The following is a 12,446-nucleotide window of genomic DNA, read 5'->3' on the forward strand; positions in this document are numbered from 1 at the left end:
TCCAATCCGCCCACGTCCCCAGGCTGGAATGCGTCCACCTGTGGGAGCGGGCTTGCCCGCGAAGACGGCCTACCAGGCACCCCCAACCCCGCAGATGCAATTAACATCCGCCCATGCCCCAGGTTGGAATGCGTCCACTTGTGGGAGCGGGCTTGCCCGCGAAGACGGCCTATCAGGCGCCCACGACGCCACCATCATCCCGCCGAATCGCCATCACCGACGAGCGCGGCTTGCCGTTGGGCAGATGCTCCGGCCACGTCGAACCGCCCGTTTCGCCCGGGTGCTGAATCCCCACGAACAGGGTCTTCTGATCCGGCGAAAAGCTGATCCCCGTCACCTCACAGGCCACCGGTCCGACCATGAAGCGGCGAATCTCACCAGTGCTCGGGTCGGCGCACAGCATCTGGTTATTGCCCATGCCGGCGAAGTCGCCCGCGTTGCTGTAGTCGCCGTCGGTGAGGATCCACAGGCGTCCGGCTTTGTCGAACCCCAGCCCGTCGGGGCTGTTGAACATGTTCTGCGGGTTGATATTCGACGAACCGCCCTTCGGCGCGCCGGCATGCACACCGGGGTTGCCGGCGACCACAAAAAGGTCCCAGCTGAAGGTGTTGGCACCGTGGTTATCGGCATCCGCCTTCCAGCGCAGGATCTGGCCGTAGACGTTCTTTTCACGCGGGTTGGGGCCGCCCACCGGCTGGCCGTCTTCGCCACGCTTGGCGTTGTTGGTCAGGGTGCAATAGACCTGCCCGTCGGTGGGGCTGACCACGATCCATTCCGGGCGGTCCATGCGCGTGGCTTTCACCACGCTGGCGGCCAGGCGGGCGTGGATCAGCACTTCAGCCTGGCTGGCAAAACCGCTGCTGGCATCGATGCCGTTTTTGCCGTGGGTCAGCTCGACCCATTGGCCCTTGCCCTTGGGGTGGTCGGCATCGCCGTCGCCTGCATCGAAGATCGCCACGTACAAGGTGCCGTGGTCGAGCAGGTCTTTGTTGGCCTTCGGATTCTTGTGGTTGATCTTGTCGCGGCTGACGAATTTGTAGATGAACTCACCGCGTTCATCATCGCCCATGTACACCACGGCGCGGCCGTCGCGGGTTTCGGCGAGGGCGGCGTTCTCGTGTTTGAAGCGGCCCAGGGCGGTACGCTTGACCGGCGTGGAGTGCGGGTCGAACGGGTCGATCTCCACCACCCAGCCGTGGCGGTTGAGCTCGTTGGGGTTTTTGGCGATGTCGAAGCGCGGGTCATGCAGGTGCCAGTTGATGTCTTTGCTGGCGGCCACCACGCCGTAGCGTTTCTGCCCGGCGTCGAAGCTTTGCTGGGGGTTGCTGCTGCCGAAGCAGTCGGTGAAGTTCTCCTCGCACGTCAGGTAAGTGCCCCACGGCGTCTTGCCGTTGGCGCAGTTCTGAAAGGTGCCCAGCACCTGCTTGCCGGACTTGTCGGCAGCGGTTTTCAGCCAGGCGTGGCCGGCAGCGGGGCCGCCCACGCGGATCGGCGAGTTGCCGTGGATGCGGCGGTTGTAGCGCGAGTCCTGGACGAACTGCCAGCTGTCACTTTTGCGCTGCACTTCGATCACCGACACGCCTTCGCTGGCCTGGGCCTTGTGCACGTCTTCGGCCGACTGCGGCGCACCGCCGTGGGCGAAGAGGTAGCGATAGTTGGTGTATTCGTTGTTGATCGCCATCAGCGCGCGGTTATCGTCGCCGGGGAAGGCGAACAGGCTCATGCCGTCGTTGTTGTCACCGAACTGCTGCTCCTGGGCCTTGGCGGTGCCGTTGCCGGACGGGTCGAACGCCGGCGCGTTCTTGTGCAGCGGCTGGCCCCAGCTGATCAGCACCGAGGCGCTGTAGCCGGGCGGCAGGGTGATGGCGTCGCTGGTGGCGGCGGCGATGCTGGTAAAGCCCAGCAACGGGCTGGCTGTGGCGGCGTTGACGGCCAATGCGCTGCGGCTCAGCAGGTTGCCGCCGAGGAACATCGCGGCACCGCACAGGGCGCCGGCGCCGATAAAGCGGCGGCGGGTAAGGCCGACCATCTGCTCGAGGTCGGTGGCTTGGTTTTCTTCTAATAGGCTCATCTCAGGCTCCCTGCGGTTTTTGCAGACACCTTAAGGAGCGGGCGTGACGAAATTGTTGCAGTTTGAAGGCGGGGCGCTGCTACACCGGTGTGCCGAGCAGCACATTGCTCGGCGCAAATTGCACCTGGAGCGTCTTTCCTTCCACGGCACCCAGGGCCTTGAGTGCGTCGGGCTGGGCCAGGGCGCATAAAACCTGGCCAGTGGGCAAGGCGATGCGCACTTCGCTGGGGCCGTCCTCGGCCGCGAGAATGGCCTCGACGCTGCCGCTCATGCAATTGTGTCCAGGTGTTGCAGCTTGTTCCGGAGCGAGCAGTTCCAGCCAGCCCGCCTTGATCAGCGCGACCACTTCGACGCCCATTTCCAGCTCCAGCCGTTGCGTGCTGTCGTGGGTGATTTGCGCTTGCAGGGTCAGTCCGCCGGCCAGTTGCAGGCAGATCAGGTCGTTGCGGCCATGCTGCTCGATGGCGATCACTTGCCCGTGCAACTGGTTACGCGCGCTGGTGCGCAGCATCAAGCGGCCGAGCAGGCTGAAGTCGCTGGCGGCCTCATCCGAACCCAGCACCTCGGCCTGCAACATTTGCAGGCGCTGGTAAAGGCGCAACACGCGCTCGCCTTCGGCCGTCAGCTTGGCGCCGCCACCGCCCTTGCCACCGACGCTGCGCTCCACCAGCGGTTTTTGCGCCAGGTTGTTGAGCTCGTCGATGGCGTCCCAGGCCGCCTTGTAACTCAGGCCGGCACTCTTGGCGGCACGGGTGATGGAGCCCTGCTCGGCGATATGCCCCAGCAAGGCGATGCGCTGGGGGCGACGGATAATGTGTTGGCTGAGGGAAGTCGGCAGGGACATGGGCACACGCTTCGTTGAGATGAGCGGACGTTGCAGCGCTGGCGCGCGGGAGTCAAGTCAGCCGCCCGGTTTGGGCGTGCGCGCCAGGCAATACACATCGACCTGCCGCGCCCCGGCGCTCAGCAGCAGGCGCGCCAGGCTGTGGGCGGTGGCACCGGTGGTGAGTACATCGTCCACCAGCGCAAAGTGCCGGCCCTGCACCAGCGCGCCGGGCGCCAGGGCGAAAGCGCCGAGCAGGTTGCGTCGGCGGGTCTTGGCGTCCAGCGCCTGTTGCGCGACGGTTTCCTGGGGGCGTAGCAGCAGGTGTTCATCAACGCCGATGCCCAGCTCCTCGCTGAGCCAGCGCGCCAGCATCAGCGCCTGGTTGTAACCGCGTTCGCGCAGGCGTTTGCGCGCCATGGGCACCGGCAGCAGGCAATCGGGGCGGCTGAGTTCGGCGTTGTCCAGGCGATGGCGCAGGTGCTGACCCAGCAAGCGGCCCAGCAGGTGCCCGAGTGGCCAGCGGGCCTGATGCTTGAAACGGGTGATCATGGTGTCGACGGGAAAGCTGAAGGTGAAGGGCGCGACCACTTGTTTAAAGGCCGGCGGCTGGCGCTGGCATTGGCCGCAGATCAACCCGTCCATGGGCAACGGCAGGGCGCACACCTCGCAGTGTTCCGTCAGCCAGGGCAATTGCGATTCGCAGGCAGTGCACACGCAATCGTCTGTCTGGGTGCTTTCATCACAGAGTAAACACGCCTGTGTGTTTTTTAACCAGATGTAAACCTTGTGTTTGTAGTCGGGTTGACAGTGCATGAATCTTCCTTAAATATGCCGAGCATCCGTGTCGCGCTTGTGGGTATTGCCCTTCCCGCAGCGCTTGCCCAAGCATAATCAAGGAATCGCCCATGAGCGCCAGCACCACCGCCACGTTGCGTCACGATTGGTCCTTAGCCGAAGTCAAAGCGTTGTTCGTGCAGCCGTTCAATGACCTGTTGTTCCAGGCGCAGACCGTGCACCGCGCGCATTTCGACGCCAACCGCGTGCAAGTGTCGACCTTGCTGTCGATCAAGACCGGCGCCTGCCCGGAAGATTGCAAATATTGTCCGCAGTCGGGCCACTACAACACCGGCCTGGAAAAAGAAAAGCTGATGGAGGTGCAGAAGGTCCTCGAAGAGGCCGCGCGCGCCAAAGCCATCGGCTCAACGCGTTTCTGCATGGGCGCGGCGTGGAAGCACCCGTCGGCCAAAGACATGCCCTACGTGCTGCAGATGGTCAAAGGGGTGAAGGCCATGGGCCTGGAAACCTGCATGACCCTCGGCCGTCTCGACCAGGACCAGACCGAAGCCCTGGCCCAGGCCGGCCTCGACTATTACAACCACAACCTCGACACCTCGCCGGAGTTCTACGGCTCGATCATCACCACCCGCACCTACAGCGAGCGCCTGCAAACCCTGGCCTATGTACGTGACTCGGGGATGAAGATCTGCTCCGGTGGCATCCTCGGCATGGGTGAGTCGCTGGATGACCGCGCCAACCTGCTGATCCAGTTGGCCAACCTGCCGGAGCATCCGGAATCGGTGCCGATCAACATGTTGGTGAAAGTCGCCGGCACGCCGCTGGAAAACGCCGAAGATATCGACCCGTTCGACTTCATTCGCATGCTCGCCGTGGCGCGCATCCTGATGCCGCAATCCCATGTGCGGCTGTCGGCCGGCCGCGAGGCGATGAACGAGCAGATGCAGGCACTGGCATTCTTCGCCGGCGCCAACTCGATTTTCTACGGCGACAAACTGCTGACCACCGCCAACCCACAGGCCGACAAGGACATGCAGCTGTTCTCACGCCTGGGCATCCTGCCGGAAGCGCGCGAAGAGCACGCCGATGAAGTGCACCAGGCGGCGATCGAGCAGGCGTTGGTGGAGCAGAAGAGCAGCGAGCAGTTCTATAACGCCGTGGTTTGACGCCGCCCTCTATTGGAATGCATTCCAAAGGTGGGAGCGGGCTTGCTCGCGAAGGCGGTGTCTCAGTGCCAGATGTGCTGACTGACCCACCGCCTACGCAAGCAAGTCCGCTCCCACAGTTGATCGCATTCAGTCTCAAGTTCCTTGATCTGCCGAGGCCTGCATGTCTTTCGATCTCGCCGCGCGCCTCGCTGCCCGCCGTGCCGAACACCTTTATCGCCAACGGCCCTTGCTCGGCAGCCCCCAAGGCCCGGAAGTGGTGGTGGATGGCCAGCCGTTGCTGGCTTTCTGTAACAACGATTACCTCGGCCTGGCCAATCACCCGCAAGTGATCGAAGCCTGGCGCGCCGGTGCATCCCGCTGGGGCGTGGGCGGCGGCGCTTCGCACCTGGTGGTCGGGCACGCCACGCCGCACCATGAGCTGGAAGAGGCGTTGGCCGACCTCACCGGGCGTCCACGCGCCTTGCTGTTCACCACCGGCTACATGGCCAACCTTGGCGCCGTCACGGCGCTGGTCGGGCAGGGCGATACGGTGTTGGAAGATCGCCTCAACCACGCCTCCTTGCTGGATGCCGGACTACTGTCCGGGGCGCGTTTCAATCGCTACCTCCACAACGACCCCGCCAGCCTGGCCAAGCGCCTGGAGAAAGCCACCGGCAATACCCTGGTGGTCACCGATGGCGTGTTCAGCATGGACGGCGATCTCGCCGACTTGCCGGCACTGGCCCGTGAAGCCCGGGCCAAGGGCGCCTGGCTGATGGTGGATGACGCGCACGGCTTCGGCCCGCTGGGCGCCAATGGGGGCGGGATTGTCGAGCATTTCGGCTTGAGCCAGGAGGACGTGCCGGTGTTGGTCGGCACCCTCGGCAAAGCGTTCGGCACCGCCGGCGCGTTTGTCGCCGGCAGTGAGGAGCTGATCGAAAGCCTGATCCAATTCGCCCGGCCCTACATCTACACCACCAGCCAGCCGCCGGCGCTTGCCTGCGCCACGCTGAAAAGCCTGGAGTTGCTGCGCACCGAGCATTGGCGCCGCGAGCACCTCAATGGCCTGATTCGCCAGTTCCGCCAGGGCGCCGAGCAGCTTGGCCTGGACTTGATGGACAGCTTTACGCCGATCCAGCCCATCCTGATTGGCGACAGCGCCAAGGCTGTGCGCCTGTCCCAGCGGCTGCGCGAGCGCGGGCTGATGGTTACCGCGATCCGTCCGCCCACCGTGCCGGCCGGCAGTGCACGTTTACGCGTGACCTTGACGGCGGCCCACAGCGCAGCGCAGGTGCAGCTATTGTTAAACGCGTTGGAAGCGTGTTTTCGCTTGGAGTCCGACCATGCGTGATCGACTGATATTGCTGCCCGGCTGGGGCCTTGGCGTATCACCGCTGGAACCCCTGGCCGCTGCCTTGCAGGGGATCGACGCGCACCTGCAGGTGCAGATCGAGCCCTTGCCGCTGCTGGCTTCCAGCGACGTGGATGAGTGGCTCGACGAACTCGACGCCACGCTCCCGGACAACGCCTGGCTGGGCGGCTGGTCCCTGGGGGGCATGCTTGCCTCTGAGCTGGCGGCGCGTCGCGGCGAGCGCTGCTGCGGCCTGCTGACGTTGGCGAGCAACCCGTGTTTTGTTGCCCACGACGGCTGGCCCCGGGCGATGCCCGCCGAGACCTTCGATGCGTTTCTCGCCGGTTGCCATGCCGACTCACAGGTGACCCTCAAACGCTTCGGCCTGCTGTGCGCCAAGGGGGCCGAAGACCCGCGTGGGCTGGCGCGCCTGCTGGTCAGCGGGGCACCGACTACCGCGTCCAGCGCATTGATGAGCGGCCTGGAGCTGCTCGCCCAACTGGACACCCGCGAAGCCTTGCTGGCCTATCGCGGCCCGCAGTTGCACCTGTTTGCCGGGTTGGACGAACTGGTCCCCGCCGAGGCCGCCAGCCACTTGCTGGCCCTGCTGCCCGATGTTGAAATCGGCCTGATTGAACAGGCCGGTCACGCTTTTCTTCTGGAAGACCCCCACGGTGTGGCGGGGGCCATCCAGGCTTTTTTGCATGAGTGCGTCGATGACTGATCTATCCCAGCCTTCCTTGCCCGGCGCGTTGCCGGACAAGCGCCAGGTGGCGGCCTCCTTTTCCCGCGCAGCGGCCAGTTATGACAGCGTCGCCGAGTTGCAGCGCGCGGTAGGGCATGCGCTGCTGGCGCGCCTGCCGGCGGCTATCGCGCCAGATCGTTGGCTGGACATGGGCTGTGGCACCGGCTATTTCAGCCGCGCGCTGGCGGGGTTATTGCCAGCCAGCCAGGGCGTGGCCCTGGATATCGCCGAAGGCATGCTCAACCACGCGCGTCCACTGGGCGGGGCCGAGCATTTCATCGCCGGTGATGCCGAGCGCCTGCCGTTGAAAGACGAGAGTTGTGGGCTGATCTTCTCCAGCCTGGCGGTGCAATGGTGTGCGGACTTCGACGCCGTACTCAGCGAAGCCTGGCGCGTGCTGCAGCCCGGCGGTGTGTTGGCGTTTGCGAGCTTGTGCGTGGGCACCCTGGGTGAGCTGCGCGACAGCTGGCGCGCCGTCGACGGGCTGGTTCACGTCAATCGCTTCCGCACGTTCGAGGCGTATCAGCAGTTGTGCGCCGCCAGCGGCTTGCGCGTGGTGAGCCTGGAGCGTCGCCCGCATGTGCTGCATTACCCGGATGTGCGCAGCCTCACCCACGAATTGAAGGCATTGGGCGCGCATAACCTCAACCCGGGTCGCCCGGGAGGGTTGACGGGGCGCGCGCGGATTGTTGCACTGGTGAACGCTTACGAGCAGTTCCGCCAGGCCCAGGGCCTGCCGGCGACTTACCAAGTGGTGTATGCCGTACTGGAGAAACCTCTATGAGCGCCGCCTACTTCATCACCGGCACCGACACCGATGTCGGCAAGACCACCGTCGCCGCCGGCCTGTTGCACGCCGCACGCCAGCTCGGCAAAAGCACCGCCGCCGGAAAGCCGGTGGCCTCCGGTTGCCAGGTCACGCCCAAAGGCTTGCGCAACGCGGACGCGCTGGCGCTGCTGGCCGAATGTTCATTGCCGCTGAGTTATGCCGAGGTCAACCCGGTGGCGTTCGAGCCTGCCATCGCCCCGCACCTGGCCGCGCGCGAGGCGGGGGTGGCGTTGACCGTGCAATCGCTGTTGAAGCCCATGCAGCAGATCCTGGCGCGGCAAGCGGATTTCACCTTGATCGAAGGCGCAGGCGGCTGGCGCGTACCGTTGGCTGACCAGGACAACCTGTCGGACTTGGCGATGGCGCTCAAGCTGCCGGTGATTCTGGTCGTCGGGGTGCGCCTGGGCTGTATCAGCCATGCCTTGCTCACCGCCGAAGCCATCGCGCGGGACGGTTTGCCGCTGGCGGGTTGGGTGGCGAACATCATCGATCCCAAGACCTCTCGTCTGGAAGAAAACCTCGCTACCCTGGCCGAACGCTTGCCCGCACCGTGCCTGGGCCGCGTGCCGAAACTCAAGCACGCCAGCGCCGAAGCCGTGGCGCAGCACCTGCAGTTGGACCTGCTTGACTGATTTTGGCTATCGACAAGGCATTATGCCATTAGTGTTTTTGACGGGCGTTTTGCCCGGTTCTCTGCTTCAATCAGCGTTCACGATTCTCTAAAGGCAGGCTTACGCCATGGAAATCTCTGGAAGCAGCGCGTTTTACTCGGGCCTGAGCAGCATTCAGACCGGGCAGAACCGTGTCGACCAGGCCGCCGGCAAAATTGCCAGCGCCGCGACTACCCAACCGTCGGATGCGCAGATCGACCGTCTTCGCGCCAACGACCGGGCCCAGCCTTCCAACTCGGCCAGCAATATGGTCGAAATGGCCGAAGGCAAGTTTCAAGTGGAGCTGGGCGCCAAAGTCGCCAAGGCTTCGGATGAAATGCTCGGCACGCTGATCGACACCTACGCCTGATCCCCTCTTTCCAGGTAGGCCGGTTCTTCTGTGGGAGCTGGCTTGCCTGCGATACCTCTACTCGGTCCCCTTGATACACCGCGGCGCCTGTAAAGCAGGCGAGCCAGCTCCTGCGATTCTATTTCTCTCCTGAGCGCCTTGTGGCATCCCGCCGCAGGCCTTGCCGTGCGTGGCATTGATGCGCGTCATGACAAACGGCGTCGGGACGATGCTTGACAACCCCAGGTCGTAAACGTATGTTTCAAACACCTGTTTGACCGCCACAACAAATCCATGCGGTTGTTCATTCCAGATTCATCAGCAGAGGTTTATCGCTATGCCTGACTACAAGGCCCCCTTGCGTGATATTCGCTTCGTTCGTGACGAACTGCTCGGTTATGAAGCGCACTATCAGAGCCTGCCGGCTTGCCAGGACGCTACCCCGGACATGGTTGACGCCATCCTCGAAGAAGGCGCCAAGTTCTGTGAGCAAGTGCTGGCACCGTTGAACCGCGTGGGCGACATCGAAGGGTGTACCTGGAGCGAGTCAGGCGTTAAGACCCCTACCGGTTTCAAAGAAGCCTACAAACAGTTCGTCGAAGGCGGCTGGCCAAGCCTGGCCCACGACGTCGAGCACGGCGGCCAAGGCCTGCCGGAATCCCTGGGCCTGGCGGTCAGCGAAATGGTTGGCGCGGCCAACTGGTCGTGGGGTATGTACCCGGGCCTGTCCCACGGTGCGATGAACACTATTTCCGAGCACGGCACCCCCGAGCAGCAAACCGCTTACCTGACCAAGCTGGTGTCGGGCGAATGGACCGGCACCATGTGCCTGACCGAGCCACACTGCGGCACCGACCTGGGGATGCTGCGCACCAAGGCTGAACCTCAGGCCGACGGTTCCTACAAAGTGTCCGGCACCAAGATCTTCATCTCGGCCGGTGAACACGACATGGCCGACAACATCGTCCACATCGTGCTGGCCCGCCTGCCGGATGCACCGGCGGGTACCAAAGGTATCTCGCTGTTCATCGTGCCCAAGTTCCTGCCTAACGCAGACGGCTCGATCGGTGCGCGCAACGCAGTGACCTGTGGCTCCCTGGAACACAAGATGGGCATCCACGGCAACGCCACCTGCGTGATGAACTTCGACGCGGCCACCGGTTTCCTGATCGGCCCGGCGAACAAAGGCCTGAACTGCATGTTCACCTTTATGAACACCGCTCGCCTGGGTACCGCGCTGCAAGGCCTGTCCCACGCCGAGATCGGCTTCCAGGGCGGCCTGAAGTACGCTCGCGACCGCCTGCAAATGCGTTCGCTGACCGGCCCGAAAGCCCCGGACAAAGCCGCTGACCCGATCATCGTGCACCCTGACGTGCGCCGCATGCTGCTGACCATGAAAGCCTTCGCCGAAGGTAACCGTGCGATGGTGTACTTCACCGCCAAGCAAGTGGACATCGTCAAGTACGGCACCGACGAAGACGCCAAGAAACAGGCTGATGGCTTGTTGGCCTTCATGACTCCGATCGCCAAGGCGTTCATGACCGAAGTCGGTTTTGAATCGGCCAACCACGGCGTGCAGATCTACGGCGGCCACGGCTTCATCGCCGAGTGGGGCATGGAGCAGAACGTTCGCGACAGCCGCATCTCGATGTTGTACGAAGGCACCACCGGCATCCAGGCGCTGGACCTGCTCGGCCGTAAAGTGCTGATGACCCAGGGCGAAGCGCTCAAGGGCTTCACCAAGATCGTGCACAAGTTCTGCCAGGCCAACGAAGGCAACGAGGCCGTCAAGGAATTCGTTGCGCCGCTGGCCGCGCTGAACAAAGAGTGGGGCGAGTTGACCATGAAGGTCGGCATGGCCGCGATGAAAGACCGTGAAGAAGTCGGTGCGGCGTCGGTGGATTACCTGATGTACTCGGGTTACGCCTGCCTGGCCTACTTCTGGGCCGACATGGCCCGCCTGGCCGCCGAGAAACTGGCTGCCGGCACCACCGAAGAGGCGTTCTACACCGCCAAGCTGCAAACTGCGCGCTTCTACTTCCAGCGCATCCTGCCACGGACTCGTACCCACGTGGCCACCATGCTGTCGGGCGCCAACAACCTGATGGACATGAAAGAAGAGGACTTCGGCCTGGCTTACTAAGCCTTACCGGGTTGCCTGAACAAACCGCCGCGCCCTTTGAGGCGCGGCGGTTTTTTTATGCGTGAGAAAAAACCGCAGTAATGCGCTCAGGGATTGCCGCAGGCTGCCGTTAAAGTGATGGCAATGTGATACATGTCACACAGGTTGTGCTTAACTGTCTGTGTGAAGGCACAGTGCCATTACTTCTTTGCGGGTCGGAGCTTTACCCTTGTCACGCGTGTCCGCTGTACGTTTCAGTCATTTTCTACCTTCGTTGCTGCTCTTGCTGGCCGGGCTCTCGGCTGCGTACGTCAAGGATCTCAACGTCTTCTTCACCTCGCTGTTCAACGTGCTGCCGACCTTGGTGCTGTTGCTCGGCGGTTCGTACTGCGCGGTGTATCGCCGCCAACGTGAACTGTTCTTGATGATCACGGTGTACATCGCCTATTTCCTGCTCGACACCCAGACCGACTTCTACCGTGACAATGGGCGCGTGCGCGAAGACGCCGCCGTGGTGTTTCACTTGTGTTGCCTGTTGTTGCCACTGCTCTTCAGCATCTACGCGCTCTGGCAGGAGAAGACCCACCTGTTCCGTGACTTCGTCGCCCGTGGCGCGGTGCTGCTGGCGGTCGGCAGCGTGGCATTGGCGCTGGAGCAAAGTTATCCCCAGGCCGTGCTGAACTGGCTGGCAGAGATTCGCTGGCCGGCGCTGCATGGCACCTGGATGAGCCTGATCCAGCTGTCGTACCCGATGTTCCTGATCGGCTTCCTGACCCTCGCCGCCCAGTACTGGTACCAGCCGCGCCCGCTGCACGCGGCGCAACTGGTGGGGTTGCTGGGGTTGTTCTGGATGCTGCCGCAAACCTTCATCCTGCCGTTTACCCTGAACATCATGTGCAGCCAGGTGATGCTGATGATCGCCGCCGGCGTGGCCCACGAGGCGTATCAAATGGCCTTCCGCGACGAGCTGACCGGCTTGCCGGGGCGCCGAGCGCTGAATGAGCGCATGCAGCGCTTGGGGCGCAACTACGTGCTGGCGATGAGCGATGTCGACCACTTCAAGCGCTTCAACGACACCCACGGCCATGACGTAGGCGACCAGGTGCTGCGCCTGGTGGCGAGCAAACTGTCCAAGGTCAACGGCGGTGGGCGTGCGTATCGCTATGGCGGTGAGGAATTCGCCGTGGTGTTCGCCGGCAAGACCCTGGATGAGTGCATGCCGCACCTGGAAGAGATTCGCGAGATCATCGCCGACTACGACATCAAGCTGCGCAACTCGGACCGTCCCCAGGACGATCATCAGGGCCGTCAGCGCCGTGCCGGCAGCGGTGCATCGAGTGTGTCGGTGACCATCAGCATCGGCGTGGCCGAGCGCCAGGCCGAGCAGCGCTCCCCCGAAGAAGTGCTCAAGACCGCCGACCAGGCGCTGTACGCCGCCAAGGGCGCGGGGCGTAACTGTGTGGTGGCGGCCGGGCAAACCCGGCGTGGCGCCGTGCGCACGGAAAGCGCTGCCGGTTGAGTGATGGCGCTGTATTCAGCGGTTCTACAGTGATTGTCCGG

11 protein-coding genes are annotated in these 12,446 nt (G+C 63.6%); 8 read left to right on the plus strand and 3 right to left on the minus strand.

Annotated features, from left to right (window positions below):
* Positions 1-172 precede the first annotated feature (172 nt).
* From C9990_RS02425 to C9990_RS02435, 3 genes are all read right to left on the minus strand, one after another.
* The gene (locus C9990_RS02425) at positions 173-2,071 is read right to left on the minus strand and encodes a PhoX family phosphatase (protein WP_106802456.1); all 1,899 of its coding nucleotides are present in this window, start codon (positions 2,069-2,071) and stop codon (positions 173-175) included.
* A gap of 79 nt (positions 2,072-2,150) precedes the next feature.
* Complete coding sequence (locus C9990_RS02430) at positions 2,151-2,915, minus strand: TOBE domain-containing protein (RefSeq protein ID WP_106802457.1); 765 nt, start codon at positions 2,913-2,915, stop codon at positions 2,151-2,153.
* Between the two features lie 57 nt (positions 2,916-2,972).
* Entirely contained in the window at positions 2,973-3,710 is a 738-nt protein-coding gene (locus C9990_RS02435; protein ID WP_106802458.1) for a ComF family protein, read from the minus strand.
* Positions 3,711-3,802: 92 nt separating this feature from the next.
* Between C9990_RS02435 and bioB the strand changes: the two genes are divergently transcribed.
* The 8 genes from bioB (at position 3,803) to C9990_RS02480 (ending at position 12,405) form a co-directional block, all read left to right on the plus strand.
* On the plus strand, positions 3,803-4,858 hold the full coding sequence (gene bioB, locus C9990_RS02440; RefSeq protein WP_016977842.1) for a biotin synthase BioB: 1,056 nt from the start codon (positions 3,803-3,805) through the stop codon (positions 4,856-4,858).
* A gap of 163 nt (positions 4,859-5,021) precedes the next feature.
* The gene (gene bioF / locus C9990_RS02445) at positions 5,022-6,191 is read left to right on the plus strand and encodes an 8-amino-7-oxononanoate synthase (RefSeq protein WP_106802459.1); all 1,170 of its coding nucleotides are present in this window, start codon (positions 5,022-5,024) and stop codon (positions 6,189-6,191) included.
* The gene (locus tag C9990_RS02450) at positions 6,184-6,915 is read left to right on the plus strand and encodes an alpha/beta fold hydrolase (protein WP_106802460.1); all 732 of its coding nucleotides are present in this window, start codon (positions 6,184-6,186) and stop codon (positions 6,913-6,915) included. The genes bioF and C9990_RS02450 overlap by 8 nt, the downstream gene beginning before the upstream one ends.
* Positions 6,908-7,720, plus strand: coding sequence for a malonyl-ACP O-methyltransferase BioC (gene bioC, locus C9990_RS02455; RefSeq protein WP_106802461.1), 813 nt, complete (start codon positions 6,908-6,910; stop codon positions 7,718-7,720). The genes C9990_RS02450 and bioC overlap by 8 nt, the downstream gene beginning before the upstream one ends.
* A complete protein-coding gene (gene bioD / locus C9990_RS02460) occupies positions 7,717-8,397 on the plus strand; it encodes a dethiobiotin synthase (protein WP_065904689.1) in 681 nt (226 codons plus the stop codon). Before bioC ends, bioD begins: the two co-directional genes overlap by 4 nt.
* 106 nt (positions 8,398-8,503) lie before the next feature.
* Positions 8,504-8,785 carry a pyrroloquinoline quinone biosynthesis protein PqqE gene (locus C9990_RS02465; protein ID WP_065904687.1) on the plus strand — a complete coding sequence of 94 codons (282 nt, stop codon included), beginning with the start codon at positions 8,504-8,506 and terminating at the stop codon, positions 8,783-8,785.
* Between the two features lie 316 nt (positions 8,786-9,101).
* Positions 9,102-10,907, plus strand: coding sequence for a phenylacyl-CoA dehydrogenase (locus C9990_RS02475; RefSeq protein ID WP_065904685.1), 1,806 nt, complete (start codon positions 9,102-9,104; stop codon positions 10,905-10,907).
* A 208-nt stretch (positions 10,908-11,115) separates the two neighbouring features.
* Positions 11,116-12,405 (plus strand): diguanylate cyclase, encoded by a 1,290-nt coding sequence (locus C9990_RS02480; RefSeq protein ID WP_106802463.1) that lies wholly within the window; start codon positions 11,116-11,118, stop codon positions 12,403-12,405.
* Positions 12,406-12,446: the final 41 nt, after the last annotated feature.

The sequence above is a fragment of the Pseudomonas sp. S5D5 genome, assembly GCF_003013355.1.
GTDB lineage: Bacteria > Pseudomonadota > Gammaproteobacteria > Pseudomonadales > Pseudomonadaceae > Aquipseudomonas > Aquipseudomonas aylmerensis.